Below are 22,605 nucleotides of genomic sequence, written 5' to 3'. Positions count from 1 at the left end.
GGCGGGAGAATCGGCCTGGGCACCGGGCGGGGGTGGGGTTATCTCCACTCCCGGACGGCATCCGGCCCCACTGGGCGGAACCGGGGCCGATGACGGAGACTGCAGGGCATGAAGGTCATGCGGCGATACGCGGAGGCCCCGATCCGGGCGGCGTTCCTGGGCCTGCTGGCCGTGGCGGACGTGTTCCTGGCCGCGGGGGTCCTGGTGACGGCCCTGTTCGCGTTCGCGCTGGGGATGATCTTCCTCTTCCCCTCGGCGGTCAGGGCGGTGCGGCGCCGTACGGGGCTGGCGCGGCGGCTGAACGGCAGGTGGCTCGGCGAGGAGATCGCACCGTCGTACCTGCCGCCCCCGCCGCCGGTCCGGCCGCAGCCCGACGGCTGGTACCGGCACGACCGCCAGCTCTACCGGACCCCGCGCTGGCCGGACTGGCACAACCGCTGGCAGTGGATGTTCGGAGACCCGGCCACCTGGCGGGACACGGTCTGGCTGCTGCTCAACCCGCTGGCCGGCGGTCTGCTCCTGCTCCTGCCGCTCGCCGTCGCGGTCTTCGGCCTGTCCCTGCCGTGGGCGTGGCACCCGCTCGGAGGGGTGCCGGTGGGGCTGGCGCTGGTCGCCGCGGCGGCGGCCGCGCTCCCGTGGCTGCTGCGCCTGTACGGCTGGTGGAACGAGCTGTTCCTCGGCCCCACGGCCAAGTCCCTGCTGGCGAGCCGGATCCACGAGCTCAACCAGGAGCGGGTGGAGACGGTGGACTCGCAGGCGGCCGAGCTGCGCCGGATCGAGCGCGACCTGCACGACGGGGCGCAGGCCCGGCTGGTGGCCATCGGGATGACGCTGGGCGCCGCCGAGACCCTGGTGCAGTCCGACCCCGCGGCGGCCAGGGCGCTGCTGGCGAAGGCACGTGAGGCGTCCTCCACCGCCCTCACCGAGCTGCGCGGCCTGGTCCGGGGCATCCACCCGCCGGTCCTGGCCGAGCGCGGCCTCGGCGACGCCGTACGCGCCCTCGCCCTGGACAGCCCGCTCAAGGCCGAGGTCACCGTCGAGCTGCCGGTGCGGCCCGAGCCGCCGGTGGAGTCGGCGGCCTACTTCGCGGTCAGCGAGCTGCTGGCCAACGCGGCGCGCCACGGGGGCGCGGACCGTGTCTGGATCGACGTCGGAAGCCGGGGCGGTGCGGTGCGGATCACCGTCACCGACGACGGCTCCGGCGGCGCCGACCCGGCGCGGGGCAGCGGCCTGCGCGGCATCGAGCGGCGGCTGTCCGCCTTCGACGGGGTGCTCGCGCTCAGCAGCCCGCCGGGCGGGCCGACCACCGCGGTGATCGAGCTCCCGCACGCGCGGGGCGTTCGCGAGCAGCGGAACACGGAGAAGATGCCCTGGTGGAAGTGGCTCATCGTGGGGACCGGCTGGGGCCTGGCCTGGCTGCCGCTCTTCCCGCAGGGGCTGGTCACCCTGGTGATGAAGCTGGTCGATCCGGAGGAGCGGAGCTGGTTGCTCCCGCTCTACCTGCCCGACCCGTGGTCGTGGATGATGATCGTCTTCGACATCGCCCTGGGCACCGCCATGTACGCCGCGGCCGTCCTGCTCCCGATCCAGCACTCCCGCCGGCGGTGGATGGCCGAGGCCGCTCCGCACCGCCTATGTTCGGACCGATGAACCCGCACACCCCTCCCCAGCGTTCCCGGGCCCCGCACCTCCCGCAGGGGGACCGATGAACCCGCACACTCCTCCCCGCCGTTCCCGGGCCCCGCACCTCCCGCAGGGGGACCGGTGAACCTGCGCGCCGTCGTCGCCGAGGACCTCTACCTGCTCCGGGAGGGCCTGGTCCACCTGCTCCAGGCCCACGGCTTCGAGGTCGTGGCCGCCGTCGAGTCCGGCCCCGAGCTGCTGCGGGCGCTGACCGGCGAGCGGCCCGACGTGGCGGTGGTGGACGTACGGCTCCCGCCCACCTTCACCGACGAGGGCCTCCAGGCCGCGCTGGCCGCCCGCCGGGCGGTCCCCGGTCTGCCGGTCCTGGTGCTCTCCCAGCACGTCGAGCAGCTCTACGCCCGCGAGCTGCTCGCCGACGGCTCCGGCGGCATCGGCTACCTGCTGAAGGACCGGGTGTTCAACGCCGACCAGTTCGTCGACGCCGTGCGCCGGGTCGCGGCCGGGGGGACCGCGATGGACCCCGAGGTGATCGCCAAGCTGCTGGCCAGCACCGCCCGACACGAGCCGCTCGCCGCGCTGACCCCGCGCGAGCGCGAGGTGCTGGAGCTGATGGCAGAGGGCCGGTCCAACGCGGCGATCTCCCAGCGGCTGTTCCTCAGCGAGAGCGCGGTCGGCAAGCACACCGCGGGCATCTTCATCAAGCTCGGCCTCGCCCCGTCCGACGACGACAACCGCCGGGTCCTGGCCGTCCTGACCTACCTCAACGCGGCCCGCTCCTGACCCGGAGCCCGGTCCCGGCCCGGGCCGCACCGGAACGGGAACGGGCCGCGATGCCCCACCGCACGGTCGGAGGAGAGGCCGGAGGGCCCGGCGCGCCTCACGGGCGGGGCCGAATGTCGGTGGCAGCGGATAACGTCTGTCCGAGTACGGGCATCCGCACTCAGAAGGGATTCCGACGTGAAATTCCGGGTTGACCGTGACGTCCTGGCCGAAGCGGTGGCCTGGGCGGCCCGGGTGCTGCCGGCCCGTCCGGCGATCCCCGTCCTGTCCGGCCTGCTCCTGGAGGCCCGGCCGGAGCAGGAGGACCTCGTGCTCTCGGCCTTCGACTACGACGTCTCCGCCCGGGCCTCCGTGGAGGCCGAGGTGGCCGAGCCCGGCCGGGTGCTGATCCCGGGCCGGGTCCTCGCGGAGATCACGCGGAGCCTGCCGGGGAAGGCGGTCGAGGTCGTCGCCGACGGGTCGGAGGCGACGCTGACCTGCGGCAGTGCGGAGTTCAACCTGCGCACCATGCCGGTGGAGGACTTCCCGACGCTGCCCGCGATGCCCCCGGTGATCGGTGCGATCGGCGGCGGGGTCTTCGCGAGCGCGGTCGGCCAGGTCGCCCCCGCGGCCAGCCGCGACGAGACCCTGCCCATGCTGACCGGCGTCCGGGTCGACATCTCCGGCGAGCACGTGACGATGGCCGCCACCGACCGCTACCGCATCGCGGCCAGGGAGTTCGACTGGCGGCCGGAGCGGCCCGACGCCGCGGCCGCGGCCGTGGTCCCCGCCCGGGTGCTCGTCGAGGTGGCCAGGTCGCTGCGCGGCGGCGAGGTGGCGGTGGCGCTGGGTGACGGCATCGCCGGGTTCGAGAGCGTCGGGCGGAGCACCACGGTCCGGTTGCTCGACGAGCAGTTCATCGACTACCGCGCCCGGCTGGCCGGTGACTGGTCCATCCGGGCGGACGTCCGGGTGGCGCCGTTCGTCGAGGCCATCAAGCGGATCCGGCTGGTCGCCGAACCCACCACCGCGATCCGCCTCTCCTTCGGACAGGGACAGGTGACCATCCAGGCCGGCGGAGGCGAGGTCGGCCGGGGGACGGAGGTCCTCGACGCGGAGCTGTCCGGCGGGGACATCCAGATCGCCTTCCAGTCGCAGTTCCTGCTGGACGGCCTCTCCGGAATCGAGAGCGAGTTCGTCCGCCTCAACATGGAGTCACCGACGCGCCCGGCCCTCATCACCGAGGTCCCCGGCGACGCGGTGCCCGCCTTCCGCTACCTCGTCATGTCCCTGCGCCAGGCGTGAGCCTGCCTTCACGGCAGGTGTGAACGCATCTCCCCGGCCCGGGGCATGGGAGACCCCGTGGGGACGAGGAGGCCCCTATGGGGAAGGGCCCGTCCCTACCGGGGCGGGTCCTTCCCCGTGAGGGCTCTCCGTGTCGGCGGGGAGCGCTCCGGAGATCAGGCGGAGACTTCCTGGGAGTCGGTGAGCGCGATCAGGATGTGCTCCATGCACGCGTGTCCCGCGCGCTCGGCGGCGGTCACGTCACCGGCGGCGATGGCGCGGGCGATCGCGTCGTGCGGGATGTAACTGCTGTCGATCGACGTTCCCGCGGCCTTGATGCTGGCACGCAGGGCGGCCGAGAAGTCCTCGTAGAGGTCGACCAGGACGCGGTTGTGGGTGGCGTGGACGACGGCCATGTGGAAGGCGAGGTCGGCCTCGACGAATCCGTCGGGCTCGCCGAGCTCCCAGGCCCGCTCCCGCGCGGCCAGGGCCTCCTCGATGAGGGCGATGTCCTCGTCGGTGCGCCGGGTGGCGGCCAGCCGGGCGGCCTCGACCTCCAGGGCTCGCCGTACCTCCAGGATCTCCAGCTGCTCGGCGGCGCGCAGCCGCCGGAGCATGGCACCGGAGAGCTCGCTCGTGGCGCGCACGTAGGTGCCGTCGCCCTGACGGCACTCCAGCAGGCCCGCGTGGGTGAGCGCCCGTACGGCTTCCCGCACGGTGTTGCGTCCGACCCCGAGCTGCTCGGCGAGCACCGTCTCAGTGGGGATCTTCGCGTTCATCTGCCAGGAGTTCGACGTGATCTGCTCCTTGAGCTGGTCGATCACCTGGTCGACGAGCGACGCTCGGTGCGCCGTACGCAGACTCACAGTCCGCCTCCTATGGGGAACCAATCATCCTATGAGTCAATGACTGATCGACCCTAATTATTCCGGAGGCATAAATCCAAATCTGGAGCCCCAGGGGCAAGAGAAGTCTTACCGCACCAGGGCGGAGTCGACCGTCATGCCCACCAGCGCGCCACGCACGCCGACTGCCTCGAGTGCCTTACGATACGCGGCGGTCTGCGCGTCCCGTGCACCGGCCTGGCCGTACAGGTCGCCGAGCCGGCGCCAGACCCGGGCGGTCTCCCGGTCGGAGCCGACGGACGCCGGGCCGAGGCCGTCGAGCAGGGTCTGCGCGTTCCGCAGACTGGTGAGGGCGTTCCCCGCGCCGCGTGCGAGCGCGATCTCGGCGAGCAGCAGGTGCGCGGTGGCGCCGATGCCGTCCGGGCGCTCTCCGAGGACGTCGAGGGCCGAACCGGCCAGGCGGACCGCGCCGGCGGAGTCGCCGGTCCGCAGTTGCACGTGGGCGAGCACGATCAGGCTCTTGGCGCGTTCGCCGACGAGGGAGGGGAAGGAGGCGAAGACCTCACCGGCCGCGCTCGCGAGCTCGGGGATCCCGCTCATGGGCTCTTCGTCGCGGGACGCCGCCAGACGGGACCACTCCATCGCGATGAGGGCGAGCCTGAGCGCCATCCGGGACGGCCGGCCGGTCGCGATCGCGTCGTCGGCGAGGCGGACGGCCAGCGCCGAGTCCTCTCCTTCGGCCGCGGTCGCGCTCGCCTGCCACAGGGAGTGGACCTCCGCTTCGCGGTTGACCGCGGAGGGCACCCCGTTGTCCATGATGACCTGCCGGACGTAGGCCAGGCCCGGGGAGTCGGTCCCCCGCGAGGAGTCGGTCTCCATCAGGGCGGCGGCCAGGTCGACCGCGATCTCACCCTGCGTCAGAGCCAGCCGGTTCACCTGGACCAGGGCGTCGTGCGCCAGGTCGTGGGCGCGCAGGGTGTCACCGGCGTGCAGGTAGCACCTGCTCAGGGCGACGGTCAGCGGCAGATCCGCCAGGCGCTCGGGATGGGCGGCGGCCTCGCGGCGGAGCCGCTCGAAGGCTTCGACGGCGGGACCGACCCGGCCCTGCGACTCCAGGGCGCGGGCGCGGCCGAACCGGGCGAGGGCGGAGATGACGGCGTTCTCCTCGCCCGCGGCCTTGACGATCTCACCGAAGCGGTCCACCGCCAGGGCCGGGTCGCCGTGGTGGAGCTCCAGCTCCGCGTGGCGCAGGCCGAGCTCGGTGTCGATGCGCTGACGCGGCTCGACGCCGTGCAGGAGGAACTCGGTGGTGCATCCCAGGCGTTCGGCGAGCAGGCGTGCGACCACGGGGGTCGGCGTGCGCTTGCCTGACTCGATGAGGGACACGTAGCTGTCGGACAAGTCCGGCCCGGCGAGCTGGGCCTGGGACATGCGCCTGCTCAGCCGCAGTCCGCGGACACGGTCACCGATGGTTCCCTGACTCGGCATCTGATCTCTCAGGGCGGGGGATGGTCAATGTTGCAGCCATGATTGCACGAAGCAGTCGAATCGGGTAACCCCCGCGCAGAATCCCTGGTCGAACTCGTTCCAATTCCGCTACGTCACAGTGGACATACGGGGATTAATCATCCGAGTCGTTACCGCCGGGGAAGAGCATCTGACAGACCTCGAGGTAGAGGGTCTCGGGATAGGGGATGTACGGGATCGTCGAGAGCGCCTGGTCCTGACCGGCCGACTCGAGGATGAACTCGCCGTAGCCCATCATGCGCCCGAGCAGGGAGCGCTGGAAGCTCATGTCCGTCACCTTGCCGAGCGGCATCATGTCGACCCGGCGCGTGATCAGCCCCGTGGTGAGCAGCATCCGCTTGGAGGTCACGACGAAGTAGTCGACCGACCACTCCGCCACCTTCCACACGAAGCGGATGAGCAGCAGGAGCCATGCCCACCAGACGACGACGAGCCCGCCCCCGGCGCCCTGGTCGCCGAGCCACTTGCTGAGCAGGCCGGCGATGATCAGGCCGCCGAAGACCTCGGCGACGGGACGGAGCAGCACGGCCGGGTGACGCCGCACCATGATGACCTGGTGTTCGTGGGGGAGCAGGTAGCGGTTGACCGACGAGGGAGCGGAGTCCCCGTGAGTCACCAGCCTCATGAGAGATGGGAGACGAACTGGGCCAGGGAATCGGCCGCGGTGTACATCGAGTCGATGGCTCCCCTGACCGTGTGCGCCGCATCATCCGGCCGGGTGAACAGGAAGAACACCACGAAGATGATGGCGCTCCATTTCAGAACCTTCTTGCCCTGCACTTAGGCCTCCAGTTACCACTCACCCACTGCACCCGACGTATACATTACCCACGCATTACGTGGGGTAAAGCGTGTGAGCCGATTCGGTCTTCCGCCGTCGGCGGACCTCACCGGCCCGGGGCGGGTCTCATCGGTCGCGCCCGCTCGCGGCCAGCGCCAGCACCTGCAGGTGTTTGCGGGCGATCCGCTCCACCAGCCAGGGATGGGCGTGGCCTGTGATCTCCAGCGCACCGTAGCGGGCCGCGTCCACGCAGCGGGTCACGGTGGCCGCCGGATGGATCGCGGAGAACTCCTCCCGCAGCGCGGCGCTCAGGTCCGCGTAGGGGTCCGGTTCGGCGGCGGGGATGATGCCCTCGTTCACTGTTCTCCCTGTTTGCGTCCGCGATCGCCGGGCCGGGCGTGCCGAAGAGATGCCTTGTTGAAACTCTCCGTACCCATGTAATCACGGAAGGTAACGGAAGGTGTCGGCGACACCCTCCGTTCGGCGGGAACAGATCCCGGGAGCCGGCGGAAACAGAGCCCGGGAGGTCGTCAGACCACGCCGTAGAGGCGGTCTCCGGCGTCCCCCAGGCCGGGGACGATGTAGCCGTGCTCGTTGAGCCGCTCGTCGAGGGCGGCGGTGACCAGGCGGATCGGCCTTCCGCTGCCGGCGAAGGCCGCGTCCATGTAGGCGATGCCCTCCGGGGCGGCCAGCAGGCAGATCGCGGTCACGTCGTCGGCCCCGCGCTCGAAGAGGAACTCGATCGCCGCGGCCAGGGTGCCGCCGGTGGCCAGCATCGGGTCGACCACGTAGACCTGGCGGCCCGACAGGTCGTCGGGAAGGCGGGTGGCGTAGGTCTCGGCCTGGAGCGTCGACTCGTTGCGGATCATCCCGAGGAAGCCGACCTCGGCCGTCGGCAGGAGCCTGGTCATCCCGTCCAGCATGCCGAGACCGGCGCGCAGGATCGGGACCACCAGAGGGTGCGGGTGGGCCAGGCGCACGCCCTTCGCCGGGGCGACGGGGGTCTTCACGGTGACCTCGCTGACCCGGACGTGCCGGGTCGCCTCGTACGCGAGCAGCGTGACGAGCTCGTCGGCGAGGCGCCGGAAGGTGGGCGAGTCCGTGTCGGCGTCCCGTAGGACGGTCAGCTTGTGGGCCACGAGCGGGTGGTCGACGACCAGGGTCTCCATGGAGGTCAACGGTAGCCGGGACGACAGGCGGGTTGATAACGGACGATGTGTGACACGAGTTTTGGGAGGGGATTTTGATCACGATTTGGCCGGAGTGGCATACGGTGGTGCTCCACTTCTGAAAGCATTGACATCCGTACAGGTCGCTCGGTGGGGATGACGATGACAGACGAAGATGCGCTCGACTTCGCCATCGTGGTCTATCGCGAGGATGACCGCTGGGAGGCGGAGATGCTTCCCGTGGCGCTCACCTCCGACCTCCACGGGCTGATCCACGCCTTGCGCCAGCAGCCGAGCCTGAGCGGCGCGATTGGCCTGGTCGCCGTGGGGGATGAGTTCTTCGTGGCGCTACGGGTGTTCGGCGAGCGGGCGGAGGTGTTCCTCTCGGACATCGCCGCGTCGCTGGACTTCCCGCTCGCGGAGCAGGTGCTGGACTATCTCGACGTCCCGGTGCCCGACGAGGACGAGCTCGACGCGATCCTGCAGGACGAGGAGACGGCGCTCCCCGCGGGTGACCTGTCCATCTTCGCCGACCTGGGGCTCGACGAGATGGAGCTCGGCATCCTCTCCGGTGACATCGACCTGCTCCCCGAGGACGTGCTGTCCAGCATCGCCGCGCGGCTCGGCTTCTCCGAGCCGTTCGAACGCGCCATCGACTCGATGTTCGGCTGAGCTCAGGAGATCGCCATGGCCTCCAGACCGTCCGGCAGCAGGCTCTTCTCGGCGGCATTCGTGCGCACCGCGAACGGCTGGCGGGGTGCAGAGGCCGACCTCGGCGAAGCCGAGATCGTCGACGATCTCGGCGACGTCGTCCAGGAGAGCCTCGGCCTCGACGGCGAGGAGCTGGCCCTGCTCTGCGTCGAGGCCGAGGACGAGTGGTTCGCGATCGTCCGCTACCGGGGCGACACCGAGCCCCGCGCCTTCCTGTCCGACGCGCAGGCCGCGCGCGCCGACACGCTCGGCGAGCTCTTCGGCGAACTGGCCGGGGTCGCCCCGGAGGGCGACACGCCCGAGCTGGGCGTGCGGCCGGCGGGCGACTTCGAGCTCCTGAGCGACCTGGGCATGAGCCCGGACGAGCTCATCGAGCTCAGCATGGAGGAGGGCGCCCTCCCGGCGGACACGCTCTCGGTGATCGCCGAGCGGCTGGCCTTCGCGGACGAGCTCGACCGCCTGCGGTGAGGGCTGCCGCGGCGGGCTCCCCGGAGACCGGCCACACCCCCGCGATGCGGTTGGCCCTGGCGCAGGCCGTACGGGCGGGTGAGCGCGGTGAGGTGCCGGTCGGCGCGGTCGTCCTCGGCCCCGGCGGCGAGGTGCTGTCGCAGGCGGGCAACGACCGTGAGTCCCTGGCGGACCCGACCGCGCACGCCGAGGTGCTGGCCCTGCGGGAGGCGGCGCGCGGACGGGGCGGGTGGCGGCTGACCGGCTGCACGCTCGTGGTCACGCTCGAACCCTGCACGATGTGCGCGGGGGCCGCGGTGCTGGCGCGGGTGGACCGTGTCGTCTACGGCGCGGTGGACGCCAAGGGCGGTGCGGCGGGCTCGCTCTGGGACGTGCTCAGGGACCGCCGGCTCAACCACCGGCCGGAGGTCGTCATGGGCGTGCTGGCCGACGAGTGCGCCGGGGTGCTCGCCGGGTTCTTCGCCGCGCGCAGGCCGAGCGAGCAACGATGATTATCCGGTAAGCTGCTCGGCGGTGGTGTCGCCTAGTGGCCGAGGGCGCACGCCTCGAAAGCGTGTGATGGGGCAACTCATCCGTGGGTTCAAATCCCACCACCACCGCCACGGACGAGGGCCTCCCACCTGGAGACAGGTGGGAGGCCCTCGTCGTTTCGGGGCTGCGTTGTTTCGGAGCTGCGTCGTTTCAGGCCCCCGTCGATCCCTCGTCGATTCACGCCCCCGTCTTCCGGACCGTGCGGGCGCGGGCCCGGAGCGGAGGGCCGAGCGGGGGCTCAGGCGTCCGGCGGCAGGTCGAGGACCCTGGCGTGCAGGACCGGGCGCTGGTGCAGGGCCGAGCGCAGGGCGCGGTGCAGGCCGTCCTCCAGATAGAGCTCACCGCGCCACTGGACCACGTGCGGGAACAGGTCGCCGTAGAAGGTGGAGTCCTTGGCGAGCAGGGAGTGCAGGTCGAGCACCGCTTTCGTGGTGATCAGAGTGTCGAGCCGGACCTGCCGCGGCGGTATCTGCGCCCACTCGCGGTTCGAGAGGCCGTGTTCGGGGTAGGGCCGTCCATCGCCGACCAGCTTGAAGATCACCCCATGTAGTTTAAGAGACAATCCGGTCGTTTGCCCGGCGGTCGGGTCACGGTGCCGGTCAGGGCCCGCCCCGGCCACGGTCGGGCCCGCCCGGGGTCCGTTCAGATGGCGCCGGAGAAGGTGTCGCAGCGCTTGGGGTCGCCGGTCTCGTAACCGGTGCTGAACCACTTGACCCGCTGCGCCGAGGTGCCGTGGGTGAAGCCCTCCGGGTCGACCCGGCCCTGGGTGCGCTCCTGGATGCTGTCGTCCCCCACCGCGGAGGCGGCGCTCAGCGCCTCCTCGATGTCGGCCCGCGTGAACGGCTGGGCGAACAGCCCGGTCTCGTAGGCGTTCTTCGCCCAGGCGCCCGCGTAGCAGTCCGCCTGGAGCTCCACCCGGACCGCCCCGCTCTCCGGTCCCTGCCGGTCGTTCTGCGAACGGCTCAGGACCCCGGTCAGGTTCTGCACGTGGTGGCCGTACTCGTGCCCGATCACGTACGCCTGGGCGAACGGCCCGCCCTTGGCGCCGAAGCGGCTCTGCAACTGGTCGAAGAAGCTCAGGTCGAGGTAGACCCGCCGGTCGGCGGGGCAGTAGAACGGCCCGACGGAGGAGTCGGCGGCGCCGCACCCGGTGTCCACCGCGCCGGAGAAGAGCACGGTCTTGGCCTCTTCGTAGCCGCCCATGGCGGTGGGCCAGTACTCCTGGATGCTGTTGACCACGCCGATCACCCGGCACTCCTCGTTCTGGTCGGCGTCCTGGCCGGTCCTGCACTGCGCCGCGAGGTTCGAGCCGGAGTCGACCGGCGCGGGGGCCGCCCCGCCGCCGGTGAGGCCCCCGAGGTCCACGCCGAACACCAGTGCGGCGATGAGCGCGATGATCCCGGCGACGCCTCCGCCCACCGCGAGTCCACCGCCGGGGACGCGGCGGCCGCCGCTCTCGACCTGCGAGCTGTCCAGCCGGACATCGTCCTTGAAATCCATCGCCGACGTCCCTTCGATCCGTTCGGGACGCCTCCACTGCCCGCGAAGCGGCCGGGGAAACGGCCGGAGTCGCTGCCGGTGGCGGGCCGGTGGGGTCGGCCGGGGGACGGGAACGGGGTGGGAACGCCGGAGGGGCCGGACCGCGTGTGCGGTCCGGCCCCTCTGAGCGGCGGAGGATAGGAGATTCGAACTCCTGAGGGGTTGCCCCCAACACGATTTCCAATCGTGCGCCCTAGGCCAACTAGGCGAATCCTCCGCCGGAAAGCTTAGCGGACTTTCGGGCGTGGGGTGACCGTGCGCCCGTACGACATTCGCGGACCCGAGCACTGCCGCAGGGGGATAGACTGTGTCCGGACCCCTCGCGCGGCGTCATCCTGTGAACCTCCCCAGGGCCGGAAGGCAGCAAGGATAAGCGGGCTCTGGCGGGTGTGCGAGGGGTTCCTTCGTTGCAGGACCCCTCGCAGGCGGGAGCTCCTTGATGAGTCTGGCGCTCTACCGCAAGTACCGGCCCGGGACCTTCGCCGAGGTCAAAGGCCAGGAACACGTCACAGAGCCGCTCCGGCAGGCGCTGCGGAGCGGCCGGATCAACCACGCCTACCTTTTCAGCGGCCCCCGCGGGTGCGGCAAGACCTCCAGCGCCCGGATCCTGGCCCGCTCGCTGAACTGCGAGAAGGGGCCGACCCCCGATCCGTGCGGCGAGTGCGAGTCCTGCGTGGCGCTCGCCCCCACCGGCCCCGGCCACCTCGACGTCATCGAGATCGACGCGGCCTCGCACGGCGGCGTGGACGACGCCCGCGACCTGAGGGAGCGGGCCTTCTTCGCGCCGGTGTCGGCGCGGTTCAAGATCTACATCATCGACGAGGCGCACATGGTGACCCGGGAGGGGTTCAACGCGCTGCTCAAGCTCGTCGAGGAGCCCCCGCCCCACCTGAAGTTCGTCTTCGCGACCACCGAGCCGGAGAAGGTCATCGGGACGATCAAGTCCCGGACCCACCACTATCCCTTCCGGCTGATCCCGCCCGCCGCGCTGCGCGCGCTCATGGAGGAGATCCTCACCTCCGAGGACGTCCCGTTCGAGCCCGCCGCGCTGCCGCTGGTCGTGCGGGCGGGCGCCGGCTCGGCCCGCGACTCCCTGTCGATCCTCGACCAGCTGTTCGCCGGGTCGGACGAGGCGGGCATCACCTACGCCCGGGCGGTCTCCCTGCTGGGTTACACCGACGGGGGCCTGCTCGACGACATGGTCGCGGCGTTCGCGGCGCGGGACGGCGCGCGGGTCTTCCAGGCGGTGAACCAGGTGATCGAGGGCGGTCACGACCCCCGCCGGTTCGCCATGGACCTGCTGGAGCGCTTCCGCGACCTCGTGGTCCTTGCCAACGTGCCCGAGGCGGCCGGCAGCGGCCTGCTCGACCGTCCCGACGACGAGCTGGAGCGGCTCCGGGAGCAGGCCGCGTCGATGGGGCCCGCCGACCTGACCCGGGCGGCGGAGGTCTTCAACGCCGGGCTGGTCGAGATGCGCGGGGCGGCCTCGCCCCGGTTGCTGCTGGAGCTGATGTGCGCCAGGGTGCTGCTCCCCGGGGCCGCCCAGGACGAGGCCGCGCTGCTGACCCGGCTGGAGCGGCTGGAGCGGGGCGTCGGCTCCCCCGGGGCGCACGCGTTCACCGTTCCCGGGCCCACGGCCGGATACGCGCCCCCCGCCGCCGGACACGTCCCGGCCGCCGGGTACGCGCTCCCCGCCGCGACCGCGCCGTACACCCCGCCCACCGTCGCGCCGCAGACCGTCACGGCCCCCGCCGTCGCACCGCAGCACGCCGTCGCGTCCGGTCCTGCCGCGGCTCCGCAGGCCGGTACGGCCTCCGCTCCGCAGGCCGCCGCCCAGGACTCCGCCCCGGAGTCCGCCGACGACTGGCCGGTCACGGTCAAGCCAGGTTCCCCCGAAGTCCCGGCCGGGCCGCCGTCTCCGCAGGAGCGGACGCCCTCCGTGCCTGCGCAGCCCTCCGCGGCCTCGGCGCCCCTCGCGGGTCCCGCCGCCGGTTCCGAGGTGGCGGCCGTGCAGCAGGCATGGCCGCAGGTGCTCGGCGCGCTGAAGCAGCGCAGCATCGTCGTCTGGGCGAACGTCAACACCAACGCCCAGGTCGTCGGCGTCGAGGGGAAGGTCCTCACCCTGGGCTTCACCCAGGTCGGCGCGATGAAGAACTTCGTCGGCGGCGGGAAGGACACGGTCGTCGCGGCGGCCCTGCAGGACGTGCTGGGCGGCGCCTGGAAGGTCGAGGCCGTCGTGGGCGGCGCCGGCGGGGCCGCCCCGTTCGGCGGCAACCACCCGCCGGCCGCCCCGCCGCAGCCTCCCGCGCAGCCCCCCGCGCCGCGTCCGGCGCCGGAGGCCCCCGGCGTCGGAGGCCCGGACCGGAACGCCCGGACGGATCAGGGCGGCCCGGCCGGCCCGGGCGGTTCTGCCGGGACCGCCCAGGCCGTCGCCGTCGCCCCTGCCCCCGCCCGACGGGAGACGGCCGCCACGGACGAGTCGTGGCCCGACGCGCCCCTGCCGGAGGACCCCGGTTCGCCGCCCGCCCCGGGCCCCGGCCTCGCCGCCGCCCGTTCGGCCGCCAGGGCCGCCGCCCAGAGCGGCGTCAGGGCGGGCGGCCAGGCCGGTGCCCGCACGCCCGCCCAGCCGGGCTCGCGCCCGGCCGGCGGCTCGTCCGGCTGGCCGGACGCGGTCCCGGGCCGCACGCCCGGCTTCGAGACCGACGACGTCGACCCGCTGAACGACGCGGACGCCGACGTCGACGCGCTCACCGGCATGGCGCTCATCCAGCGCGAGCTCGGCGGGCAGATCATCGAGGAGATCGACCACAGCTGACCGGCGGTGCGCCGTACCGGTCCCAGCCGGGGTCCGGCCACGGTCGGCCGACCGCGCGCCGTACCGGTCCCGGCGGAGGTTTAGCGTGCGCACTCGGGGAACACGTGCGACCGCCAGTGCACTACCTGGCTCCGACCCCGTAGGCTCGTGACGACTGACGTCATGGACGAGGAGCGCACGACGGTGAACCCAGGGGATGTCAACCTCCAGCAGCTGCTGGAGCAGGCACAGCTCATGCAGCAGCAGCTGGTGAGCGCCCAGCAGGAGCTGAACGACGCGGAGATCGAGGGCTCGGCGGGCGGCGGCCTGGTCGTGGCCACGGTCAACGGCGGCGGTGAGCTGCTGGAACTGAAGATCAGCCCCGAGGCGGTGGATCCCGGTGACCCCCAGGAGACCGCCGACACCATCGCCGACCTGGTGATCGCGGCGATCCGGGACGCGGTCCGCGCGGCCAACGACCTGCAGCAGGAGAAGCTCGGCCCGCTCGCCCAGGGGCTGGGCGGCGGCGGTCTCGGCCAGCTGCCCGGGTTCTAGGCCATGTACGAAGGGGTCGTCCAGAACCTGATCGACGAGCTGGGCATGCTGCCCGGCGTCGGTCCGAAGAGCGCGCAGCGGATCGCGTTCCACCTGCTGGCCGCCGAGCCGGCCGACGTGAAACGGCTCGCGCACGCGCTGCTGGAGGTCAAGGAGAAGGTCCGCTTCTGCCGGGTCTGCGGGAACGTGGCGGCGGAGGAGGAGTGCCGGATCTGCCGTGACGCCCGGCGCGACCCCCATGTGATCTGCGTCGTCGAGGAGTCCAAGGACGTCGTGGCGATCGAGAAGACCCGGGAGTTCCGCGGCCGCTACCACGTGCTCGGCGGGGCGATCAGCCCGATCGACGGGGTCGGCCCCGACGACCTGCGCATCCGGGAGCTGATGACGCGCCTGGCCGACGGCCGGGTGACGGAGCTGATCATCGCCACCGACCCCAACCTGGAGGGGGAGGCGACGGCGACCTACCTCGCCCGGCTGGTGAAGCCGATGGGCCTGAAAGTGACACGACTGGCCAGCGGTCTGCCTGTGGGCGGTGACCTCGAGTACGCCGACGAGGTCACCCTGGGCCGCGCGTTCGAAGGACGGAGGCTGCTGGATGTCTGAGATCTCCAATGAGTGGAGTGCGTTCGCGGACCGGATCGCGGTGCACGCGCAGAACTACCTCGACGGCCTGACCCGGCTGGCGGGCGGTGAGGGCGGGGACGCCGTCCTGCCGCTGCTGCTGGTCGAGGTCGCCCAGGTCAGTTCGGCCGGCGCGCAGCTCGGCGCGAGCCAGGACGTGATCCTGTCGGAGAACTGGGAGCCGCACCTGAGCGCGGACCCCGACGTCGACCCCCTGCGCACCGCGCTCGCCGAGCGGCTGGGCCCGGTGGACGACTACGCCGAGGTCTTCGACCCCTACAAGGACACCGCGGTCACGCCGTACCGCCTCTCGGACGACCTGACGGCGGTGGCGGCCGACCTCATCCACGGCCTGCGGCACTACCGGGCGGGGCGTCCGCTGGAGGCGCTGTGGTGGTGGCAGTACTCCTACTTCAACACCTGGGGGAACCACGCGGGAGCGGCGATGCGGGCGCTCCAGGCGCTCGTCGCGCACACCCGCCTCGACGTGGCCGAAGAGCGCACAACGGTGTGATCGTCCACATAGTGGTCTAAACCAGAAGAACCCTGGTGCCGCGACAGTAGACTGAGAGCTCCACAGCCCTAGATTGCTTCGGAGACATCTCGTGGCGCTCGTTGTTCAGAAGTACGGTGGTTCGTCCGTCGCCGACGCGTCCTGCATCAAGCGGGTCGCGCAGCGGATCGTCGCGACGAAAAAAGCCGGCAACGACGTCGTGGTGGTCGTCTCCGCGATGGGCGACACGACCGACGAGCTGCTCGACCTCGCGCAGCAGGTCTCGCCGCTGCCGCCGGGCCGCGAGCTCGACATGCTGCTGACCTCCGGTGAGCGCATCTCGATGGCCCTGCTGGCGATGGCGATCGCCAACCTGGGCCACGAGGCGCGCTCGTTCACCGGCTCCCAGGCCGGGGTCATCACGGACTCGACCCACGGCAAGGCGCGGATCATCGACGTGACGCCCAGCCGGATCCGGGAGGCCCTCGACGAGGGCCAGATCGCGATCGTGGCTGGCTTCCAGGGCGTCTCGCAGAACACCAAGGACATCACCACGCTGGGCCGGGGCGGCTCCGACACGACCGCGGTCGCGCTGGCCGCCGCCCTGGACGCCGACGTGTGTGAGATCTACACCGACGTGGACGGCGTCTTCACCGCCGACCCCCGCATCGTGCCGGCCGCCCGCAAGATCCCCAGGATCTCCTACGAGGAGATGATGGAGATGGCGGCCTGCGGGGCGAAGATCCTGCACCTGCGCTGCGTCGAGTACGCCCGCAGGTTCAGCCTGCCGATCCACGTCAGAAGCTCGTTCAGCACCAAGGAAGGCACGTGGGTCGTCTCCGACCCCGACAGCGAAGGAAACGAGATGGAGCAGCCGATCATCTCCGGCGTCGCGCACGACCGGAGCGAGGCCAAGATCACCGTTGTCGGGGTGCCCGACAAGGTCGGCGAGGCTGCCACGATCTTCAAAACGCTGGCGGACGCTGAGATCAACATCGACATGATCGTGCAGAACGTGTCGGCGGCGGCGACGGGCCGGACGGACATCTCCTTCACGCTGCCCACGACCGACGGCTCCGCGGCGCTGACCGCGCTGAAGAAGGTCCAGGAGCGGATCGGCTTCGAGTCGCTGCAGTTCGACGACCAGATCGGGAAGGTCTCGCTGATCGGGGCGGGCATGCGCTCGCACCCGGGCGTCACCGCGACGTTCTTCGCCGCCCTCGCCGACGCGGGGGTGAACATCGAGATGATCTCCACTTCGGAGATCCGCATCTCGGTGATCGTCGGGCAGGACGAGGTGGACGCGGCGGTCGCCGCCGCGCACCGCGCGTTCGACCTCGACGCCGACCAGGTTGAAGCAGTGATCTACGGAGGTACCGGACGATGAGCCGCAAGCCCACCCTCGCCCTGATCGGCGCGACCGGTGCCGTCGGCACCGTGATGCGCGACATCATCTCCTCCCGCGAGGACGTCTACGGCGAGATCAGGCTCGTCGCCTCCGCCCGCTCCGCGGGCAAGGTCCTGCAGGTCCGCGGTGAGAACGTGGTCGTCCAGGCGCTGGCCCCCGAGGTCTTCGACGGCGTGGACATCGCGATCTTCGACGTCCCCGACGAGGTCTCCGCCGAGTGGGTGCCGATCGCGGCCGGCCGCGGCGCGGTCGTCATCGACAAGTCCGGCACCTTCCGGATGGACCCCGAGGTCCCGCTGGTGGTGCCCGAGGTCAACCCGGAGGCCGCGCGCAACCGGCCGCGGAACATCATCTCCACCCCGAACTGCACCACGCTGTCGATGATGGCCGCGATGGGCGCACTGCACGAGCAGTACGGCCTGCGCGAGCTGGTGGTCGCCTCCTACCAGGCGGTCTCCGGCGCGGGCGTGGCCGGTTCGGCGCGGCTCTACGACGAGGTCGAGGCCCTGGCCGGCGACCGCACGGTGGGCCAGACCGCGGGCGACGTGCGCAAGGCCCTGCAGAACAAGCTGGGCGACGGCGAGTCGCCGTTCCCGGCGCCGGTGGCGTTCAACGTCGTGCCGTGGGCGGGCTCGCTCAAGGAGGGCGGCTGGGCCTCCGAGGAGCTCAAGCTCCGCAACGAGTCCCGCAAGATCCTTGGCATCGACGACCTGAAGGTCTCGGCGACCTGCGTCCGCGTCCCGGTGATCACCACGCACTCGCTGGCCGTGCACGCGACCTTCGAGCGCGAGATCACCGTCGCCGACGCCCACCGGATCCTGGAGGCCGCCCCCACGGTGGTCGTCATGGACGACCCGGCCAACGGCGTCTACCCGACCCCGGCCGACGTCGTCGGCACCGACCCCACCTACGTGGGCCGGATCCGCCAGGCGCTGGACTTCCCGAACACGCTCGACCTGTTCGTCTGCGGCGACAACCTGCGCAAGGGCGCGGCCCTGAACGCGGCGGAGATCGCCGAGCTGGTCGCGGCCGAGTTCACCGGCTGACGCCTTCCGCACGGCCCGTGACGGGCCCCTTCCGCCGCGCGGCGGAAGGGGCCCGTTCACGTCGGGCCCGTTCACGTCGGGCCCGGAGCGAGCGGAGCCGACCGCCCGCGGGTCAGCGGAAGAGGATGTCCCAGTGCGACGGCGTGCGGGCGTAGAGGGACTCCGGGGAGCCGTAGAGGAGCGCCCCATCGGAGCGCAGGCCGCGGAACGGCTGGGTGCGGGTGATGTGCCGGTCGACGCAGGCGTTGGGAGCCACGTCCAGTTTGTAGCCGTTCCCGTGGCTGTAGCGGCCGACGACGTGGCCGACCTCGGTGCCGCCGGTGAGGGTGACCGGGCAGCCGCTGCGGCGCTTGAGCCGGATCGCCCCCCTCAGCGTCCTGGTCCTGATCGCCTCCAGTGAGGTGCAGTGCCGCATCCGGCGGTCGGTGCACCCGCCGGACGAGTACAGCCCCAGACCGGCCCGCTGCACCCGCCTGGCCGCCTGCGTGTGGCCGAGCCACACCGGCCGCACCCGGCGGGGCCGGGACGCCGGGGCCGCCAGGCGCATCGGAACCCCCGGCGCGGCTGCGGACACCGGCGCGCCCGGCGCCGGGACCGGGCCACCGGCAGGGACGGCGGTGACGCCGGCCGCTGCGATGAACGTTGTCTGTACGGCGAACAGGGCGCCGGCGGCAAGCCGGACAGCCCTCCGTTCGCAGGGACGTGTCCCCATACACCTTTTCCTTGTCGCGGATTCGCCCTTCCGCCGAGAAGATCAGTCCCACGCCCGGAACCGGATGACGCCCGGGACGCTCCGATCTTTGCCCTGTGATGTCGATCACCGTGAGGCGCCATGACTCACAGGGGATCGGGCCGTACAGTGACGAGCGTGGCCGAGCCGATAGGCAATCTGTAACCCATCGGATTGGCCAGGAAAAAGAGACGGGCCCGCCGGGTGTGCGACCACCTGACGAGCCCTTGATCTCTCCCTGCACAACCAGGAAGAAGACCCAATGCACCACCTTACGAGCGTCACCGCTGTCCCGGCCATCCCTACGACGCCTTCGGTCGTCGAGCCGGTCATCGTCCGTTCCGCCACCGCCGTGCCCGGCCTCCGGCCCCCTGCTCCCGCTGCTGCGGTCGAGCCGCCGGCCGCCGCCTGCCCGGCCTGGTGCGCCAACCCGCACGGCAACGGCATCGACGTCGAGCACGAGAGCGCCCACGCCCTCCTCGCCGCCCCCGCCGGCGGCCGCGTCGAGGTCATCGGCCAGCTCCTCCAGGAGCCCGGCCAGGACCCGCGGCTCGTCCTCGCGATCTGCGACGGCGTCGAGGCCGACGGGGTCGCCACGCTCACCCTCGACGACGCCGAGCAGGCCGTCGCCCGCCTCCAGGCCCTCATCTCGGCCGCCCGCCTGGGCGCCGAGTCCCGATAGCGAAAGCGGCCCCGGCCGGTGCGCGAACACCGTGCCGGGGCCTGGACCCCCATCCCCTGAACCAACCAGGAGAAGAGATCGTGTCCGAGAACGTACCCGACCAGGCGCCCGCCCGGCACCCGGCCTGCCACGTCCCGTGGTGCCGCAACGACCACACCGCCACCCCCACCCTCGGCGTCGCCGACGTCGTCCACAACGCGCTCGTCGGCGACATGCTGCTCGACCGGTGCACCGTCGAGGTCAGCTACATCCAGGCCGAGAAGGCCGGCGTCCTTCAGGAGCCGGTCCTGAGCGTCCTGTACGGCCCGGACTGGGGCATGCACAAGACGCTGAACATCCCGCTGGCGGCGGCCGGGGCGCTCGGTGACATCATCGCCTTGCTCACCGTGCAGACGTTCGCCGAGTTCGGTGCGGCGCTCGCCCGCGGGTCGAAGGGCCCCGGCGAGGCGAAGGCGGTGACGTGGTGATCCGCTCGACTCAGCCGTGCCCGTCGTGGTGCCAGCTCGCCGGCACCCGGCACACCGCGGGGCACTTCGCGATGCTCGCCGCGGCCGGTGAGACGGCCCGCGTGGAGGTTTTTCAGCCGGAGAAGGACGGCGTCCACGAGGAGCCCGAGGTCCGTCTCTGCTTCCAGGTCAACGGGCGGAACCGCCTGGTCGAGATGGACCCGACCATGGCGGGGGACATCGCCGACCTGATCGTCGGCCTCGACTTCCAGGCCCTCCGGGACATCGCGGCCGCACTCCGCCTGCCGCGCCAGCTCACCCCGAAGGAGGACGCGTGATCCGCGCCGCCACCACGCTCGTGGTCGTCGTCCTGGCCGCGGTCGCCGCGGTCGTCTCCTACCGGCACGCCTTCGAGGTCGTCACCGCCTATGGCGAGGCCGGGTTCACCGCCTACCTCTCGCCGCTCACGGTCGACGGCGCCATCTTCGCGTCGTCGATGGTGATGCTCGACGCGGCCCGGCGCGGTCTCCCTGTGCCGTCTCTGGCGCGGTGGACGCTCGCCCTCGGGATTCTCGCCACCCTGGCGGCGAACGTCGCTCACGGGTGGGCTCACGGGCCCGTCGGGGCGATCGTCGCCGCGTGGCCCGCGGTCGCCCTCGTCCTGTCCTACGAACTCCTCATGGGGCTGATCCGCCGCGGTGCCGCACCGGCCGGGAAGAAGGCCGTCGACGAGCCGCTCGTCGAGGCCCTCCAGCCGATCGAGCGTCCGGCCCTCCGGGACATACCCGGGCCGGTGCCGGCCGATCCGGTGGAGGAGGCGTGGCGGGACGTCGTGCCGCTCTTCGCAGGGATGCGCCCGGCCGCGGGTACGGTGCCCGCTGTTCTCGTCGCTGAGCCGGAGCCCGAAGGAGAGCCAGCCGTCTCCGTCTCCCCGTCGCTCGAGAACACGCCATCTGAGGGCGTACTCGTCTCGGTGCTCGGTGATGGGACCACGAAGAGGTGGCGGGATCTCCTCCAGGCCCCTGGGGAGACGCACCCGGCCTCGGGTACAGGGACCGCTCCGGCCGCTGCCGGGTATGCGGCCTACATACTCGCCGAACCCGTAGCCCCGCCTGCGCAGACGCCGATCCTCGCACCCGTCCCCGACGAGCTGTTCCCGGTGGCCGCGGCCAGGTACGCCGAGCAGCTCGCCGAGGGCCAGGTCCCGGCGCTCACCCGCATCAAGAAGGAGCTGCGGGTGGGGCAGCCGCGCGCCGCCCGGATCCGGACCTACCTCGGCCAGCTCGCCCAGGCCTGACCGCCCGGCCCGTCCCGGGCGTCGTCCCGGGGCGGGCCTCCTCTTGGAAGGAGGACCCGCTGATGAGCAAGAAGCGCAAGAGGTGGCGGTCGGGGCACACCCGGGGCGAGAGCGGCCGGGAGCTCCGCCGGCGCTTGGCCGCCCGGGACGGCTCCCGCTGCTTCTACTGCTGGATCCCGTTCGACGACCCCGCCGACGGGACGCTCGACCATTACGTGCCGCTGTGCATGTGGCGGACCAGTAAGCCGTGGAACTTCGTGCTCGCGTGTCAGCCGTGCAACAACGCGAAGGCGGACCGGTTGCCGTGGCCGCTGGTGTGGCTCCTGCTGGCCGGGGCCCGCCCGGAGGCCGGCCAGCTGGCCGCCTGAACCCCGGGTCGACCGGAGGGTCTACCTGGGGTCGACCTCCGAAACAGGGTCTACCCCGGGTCGACCGGTCCTGACCTGCACGGTCGACCCGGTCGACCCTCCCCGGGCACCGCGGAAAACGGCCCTCGGAAGGGTCTAGAGCGGGTCTAGCTCTCGGCCAGGGCCTAGCCAGCCTCTAGCCGTCATGACCTGCGAGCTAGACCCTCTAGACCCTTCCGGAGCCCCTCCGGAACAACCCTGAAGGCCACGGAGATGGGCCGGGTCAGTCCCTCAGGAAGTTGTCGCTCTCGGCCGCGAAGGCCTCGCCGTCGTGAGCTTCCGCGCTGTGGGCCTCGTCCCACTGCTTCATCAGCGGCTGCTGGACGGCGTTCCAGTCCCCCGCGGGAATGACGATGGACGCATCGGCGCACTCGGCGCACTTATGAATGATCTCGCTTATGCAACTAAGCGTGACAGAACCGGAGCGAATAGTTGTAACCCGACGCGAGAGCTACGCCAGCACATCGTTCACCCTTTGGGCCAGGACTCCCGCGGCGCGACGAACGTTCCTCGGCCCTGCACGGTCACCGTCCACCCTTCCTCCCCGAGCGCCTGCATGGCCCGCCGGACGGTGCCGCGGGCGACGCCGTGCTCCTGCTGAAGCTGCGACTCCGACGGCAGGACCTGGCGGGGCTCCAGGTCTCCGGAGCGGATGCGCTCGCGGAGGATCGCGGCGAGCTGCTCCCAGAGCGGGGTGGGGTCGAGCTGGTCCACGGTCATGCTCAACACGTTAAGGACAGCCCTTATGACCTGCGCATACGGTCCGTATTGAACAGACTGTACGAGTTGAACGAGTAGAACGTACAGTGATCGGGCAGCCTGTAAAACGTGACGGGCCCGCCCCGACGGTGAAGGTCGAGACGGGCCC

General features: G+C 71.7%; 27 protein-coding genes, 2 tRNA genes and 1 other RNA gene. 19 read left to right on the top strand and 11 right to left on the bottom strand.

The window, feature by feature from the left end; translation table 11 throughout:
- The first annotated feature begins 108 nt into the window (after positions 1-108).
- From IEZ07_RS09800 to dnaN, 3 genes are all read left to right on the top strand, one after another.
- On the top strand, positions 109-1,650 hold the full coding sequence (locus IEZ07_RS09800; RefSeq protein ID WP_239319940.1) for a sensor histidine kinase: 1,542 nt from the start codon (positions 109-111) through the stop codon (positions 1,648-1,650).
- Between the two features lie 120 nt (positions 1,651-1,770).
- Positions 1,771-2,424, top strand: coding sequence for a response regulator transcription factor (locus IEZ07_RS09795; protein WP_191894649.1), 654 nt, complete (start codon positions 1,771-1,773; stop codon positions 2,422-2,424).
- Between the two features lie 177 nt (positions 2,425-2,601).
- Positions 2,602-3,708: a DNA polymerase III subunit beta gene (gene dnaN, locus IEZ07_RS09790; RefSeq protein ID WP_191894448.1), complete on the top strand. Its 1,107-nt coding sequence runs from the start codon at positions 2,602-2,604 to the stop codon at positions 3,706-3,708.
- A gap of 155 nt (positions 3,709-3,863) precedes the next feature.
- Here the strand turns inward: dnaN and IEZ07_RS09785 are convergent, their stop codons facing one another.
- The 6 genes from IEZ07_RS09785 to upp form a co-directional block, all read right to left on the bottom strand.
- Positions 3,864-4,553: a FadR/GntR family transcriptional regulator gene (locus tag IEZ07_RS09785; RefSeq protein ID WP_191894447.1), complete on the bottom strand. Its 690-nt coding sequence runs from the start codon at positions 4,551-4,553 to the stop codon at positions 3,864-3,866.
- Between the two features lie 108 nt (positions 4,554-4,661).
- On the bottom strand, positions 4,662-6,020 hold the full coding sequence (locus tag IEZ07_RS09780) for a helix-turn-helix domain-containing protein (protein WP_191894446.1): 1,359 nt from the start codon (positions 6,018-6,020) through the stop codon (positions 4,662-4,664).
- A gap of 133 nt (positions 6,021-6,153) precedes the next feature.
- A complete protein-coding gene (locus tag IEZ07_RS09775) occupies positions 6,154-6,684 on the bottom strand; it encodes a PH domain-containing protein (protein WP_068900378.1) in 531 nt (176 codons plus the stop codon).
- Positions 6,681-6,839, bottom strand: coding sequence for a hypothetical protein (locus IEZ07_RS09770; protein WP_189238786.1), 159 nt, complete (start codon positions 6,837-6,839; stop codon positions 6,681-6,683). The genes IEZ07_RS09775 and IEZ07_RS09770 overlap by 4 nt, the downstream gene beginning before the upstream one ends.
- A 127-nt stretch (positions 6,840-6,966) precedes the next feature.
- Positions 6,967-7,200 (bottom strand): hypothetical protein, encoded by a 234-nt coding sequence (locus tag IEZ07_RS09765; RefSeq protein ID WP_068900379.1) that lies wholly within the window; start codon positions 7,198-7,200, stop codon positions 6,967-6,969.
- Between the two features lie 170 nt (positions 7,201-7,370).
- Complete coding sequence (gene upp, locus IEZ07_RS09760; protein WP_191894445.1) at positions 7,371-8,009, bottom strand: uracil phosphoribosyltransferase; 639 nt, start codon at positions 8,007-8,009, stop codon at positions 7,371-7,373.
- A 162-nt stretch (positions 8,010-8,171) separates the two neighbouring features.
- Here upp and IEZ07_RS09755 point away from each other — a divergent pair, with 162 nt between their 5' ends.
- From IEZ07_RS09755 to IEZ07_RS09740, 4 genes are all read left to right on the top strand, one after another.
- Positions 8,172-8,681, top strand: a complete 510-nt coding sequence (locus IEZ07_RS09755; protein ID WP_373868848.1) for a tRNA adenosine deaminase-associated protein — start codon at positions 8,172-8,174, stop codon at positions 8,679-8,681.
- Between the two features lie 15 nt (positions 8,682-8,696).
- Positions 8,697-9,188, top strand: coding sequence for a tRNA adenosine deaminase-associated protein (locus IEZ07_RS09750; protein ID WP_068900383.1), 492 nt, complete (start codon positions 8,697-8,699; stop codon positions 9,186-9,188).
- Between the two features lie 44 nt (positions 9,189-9,232).
- Positions 9,233-9,679: a tRNA adenosine(34) deaminase TadA gene (gene tadA, locus IEZ07_RS09745; protein ID WP_191894648.1), complete on the top strand. Its 447-nt coding sequence runs from the start codon at positions 9,233-9,235 to the stop codon at positions 9,677-9,679.
- A gap of 21 nt (positions 9,680-9,700) precedes the next feature.
- Positions 9,701-9,790 (top strand) — tRNA-Ser (locus tag IEZ07_RS09740).
- Between the two features lie 167 nt (positions 9,791-9,957).
- Here the strand turns inward: IEZ07_RS09740 and IEZ07_RS09735 are convergent.
- From IEZ07_RS09735 to IEZ07_RS09725, 3 genes are all read right to left on the bottom strand, one after another.
- Positions 9,958-10,260 (bottom strand): type II toxin-antitoxin system VapB family antitoxin, encoded by a 303-nt coding sequence (locus IEZ07_RS09735; RefSeq protein WP_068900387.1) that lies wholly within the window; start codon positions 10,258-10,260, stop codon positions 9,958-9,960.
- A 101-nt stretch (positions 10,261-10,361) separates the two neighbouring features.
- Positions 10,362-11,219 carry a KPN_02809 family neutral zinc metallopeptidase gene (gene ypfJ, locus IEZ07_RS09730; protein ID WP_191894443.1) on the bottom strand — a complete coding sequence of 286 codons (858 nt, stop codon included), beginning with the start codon at positions 11,217-11,219 and terminating at the stop codon, positions 10,362-10,364.
- A gap of 170 nt (positions 11,220-11,389) precedes the next feature.
- A tRNA-Ser gene (locus tag IEZ07_RS09725) sits at positions 11,390-11,475 on the bottom strand.
- Between the two features lie 93 nt (positions 11,476-11,568).
- Between IEZ07_RS09725 and ffs the strand changes: the two genes are divergently transcribed.
- The 7 genes from ffs to IEZ07_RS09690 all read left to right on the top strand — a co-directional run bounded on the left by ffs (position 11,569) and on the right by IEZ07_RS09690 (position 18,175).
- Positions 11,569-11,667, top strand: an RNA gene (gene ffs, locus IEZ07_RS09720) — signal recognition particle sRNA small type.
- A 30-nt stretch (positions 11,668-11,697) separates the two neighbouring features.
- Entirely contained in the window at positions 11,698-14,073 is a 2,376-nt protein-coding gene (locus IEZ07_RS09715) for a DNA polymerase III subunit gamma and tau (RefSeq protein WP_191894442.1), read from the top strand.
- Between the two features lie 183 nt (positions 14,074-14,256).
- The gene (locus tag IEZ07_RS09710; protein WP_068900554.1) at positions 14,257-14,607 is read left to right on the top strand and encodes a YbaB/EbfC family nucleoid-associated protein; all 351 of its coding nucleotides are present in this window, start codon (positions 14,257-14,259) and stop codon (positions 14,605-14,607) included.
- 3 nt (positions 14,608-14,610) lie between these two features.
- Positions 14,611-15,210 carry a recombination mediator RecR gene (gene recR / locus IEZ07_RS09705; protein WP_068900394.1) on the top strand — a complete coding sequence of 200 codons (600 nt, stop codon included), beginning with the start codon at positions 14,611-14,613 and terminating at the stop codon, positions 15,208-15,210.
- Positions 15,203-15,742, top strand: a complete 540-nt coding sequence (locus IEZ07_RS09700; protein WP_068900396.1) for a DUF5063 domain-containing protein — start codon at positions 15,203-15,205, stop codon at positions 15,740-15,742. The genes recR and IEZ07_RS09700 overlap by 8 nt, the downstream gene beginning before the upstream one ends.
- Before the next feature lie 91 nt (positions 15,743-15,833).
- Positions 15,834-17,108, top strand: coding sequence for an aspartate kinase (locus IEZ07_RS09695; protein WP_068900398.1), 1,275 nt, complete (start codon positions 15,834-15,836; stop codon positions 17,106-17,108).
- Positions 17,105-18,175, top strand: a complete 1,071-nt coding sequence (locus IEZ07_RS09690; protein ID WP_191894441.1) for an aspartate-semialdehyde dehydrogenase — start codon at positions 17,105-17,107, stop codon at positions 18,173-18,175. Before IEZ07_RS09695 ends, IEZ07_RS09690 begins: the two co-directional genes overlap by 4 nt.
- Positions 18,176-18,287: 112 nt before the next feature.
- On the opposite strand, the gene IEZ07_RS09685 is transcribed toward IEZ07_RS09690, so the two are convergent.
- Positions 18,288-18,722, bottom strand: coding sequence for a hypothetical protein (locus tag IEZ07_RS09685; protein WP_191894440.1), 435 nt, complete (start codon positions 18,720-18,722; stop codon positions 18,288-18,290).
- A 445-nt stretch (positions 18,723-19,167) separates the two neighbouring features.
- On the opposite strand from IEZ07_RS09685, the gene IEZ07_RS09680 reads away from it, so the two are divergent.
- From IEZ07_RS09680 to IEZ07_RS09660, 5 genes are all read left to right on the top strand, one after another.
- Positions 19,168-19,587 carry a DUF6907 domain-containing protein gene (locus IEZ07_RS09680; RefSeq protein WP_191894439.1) on the top strand — a complete coding sequence of 140 codons (420 nt, stop codon included), beginning with the start codon at positions 19,168-19,170 and terminating at the stop codon, positions 19,585-19,587.
- An 80-nt stretch (positions 19,588-19,667) separates the two neighbouring features.
- Positions 19,668-20,054, top strand: a complete 387-nt coding sequence (locus IEZ07_RS09675; protein WP_191894438.1) for a hypothetical protein — start codon at positions 19,668-19,670, stop codon at positions 20,052-20,054.
- Positions 20,051-20,371 (top strand): hypothetical protein, encoded by a 321-nt coding sequence (locus IEZ07_RS09670; protein ID WP_191894437.1) that lies wholly within the window; start codon positions 20,051-20,053, stop codon positions 20,369-20,371. Before IEZ07_RS09675 ends, IEZ07_RS09670 begins: the two co-directional genes overlap by 4 nt.
- On the top strand, positions 20,368-21,330 hold the full coding sequence (locus IEZ07_RS09665) for a DUF2637 domain-containing protein (protein ID WP_239319942.1): 963 nt from the start codon (positions 20,368-20,370) through the stop codon (positions 21,328-21,330). Before IEZ07_RS09670 ends, IEZ07_RS09665 begins: the two co-directional genes overlap by 4 nt.
- A 62-nt stretch (positions 21,331-21,392) precedes the next feature.
- On the top strand, positions 21,393-21,698 hold the full coding sequence (locus IEZ07_RS09660) for an HNH endonuclease (RefSeq protein WP_191894436.1): 306 nt from the start codon (positions 21,393-21,395) through the stop codon (positions 21,696-21,698).
- Positions 21,699-22,205: 507 nt separating this feature from the next.
- On the opposite strand, the gene IEZ07_RS09655 is transcribed toward IEZ07_RS09660, so the two are convergent.
- Positions 22,206-22,457, bottom strand: coding sequence for a GntR family transcriptional regulator (locus IEZ07_RS09655; protein WP_191894435.1), 252 nt, complete (start codon positions 22,455-22,457; stop codon positions 22,206-22,208).
- Positions 22,458-22,605 lie beyond the last annotated feature (148 nt).

Source organism: Planomonospora parontospora, from assembly GCA_014647935.1.
GTDB lineage: Bacteria > Actinomycetota > Actinomycetes > Streptosporangiales > Streptosporangiaceae > Planomonospora > Planomonospora parontospora.
This window is presented reverse-complemented; position numbering and strand designations above follow the sequence as displayed.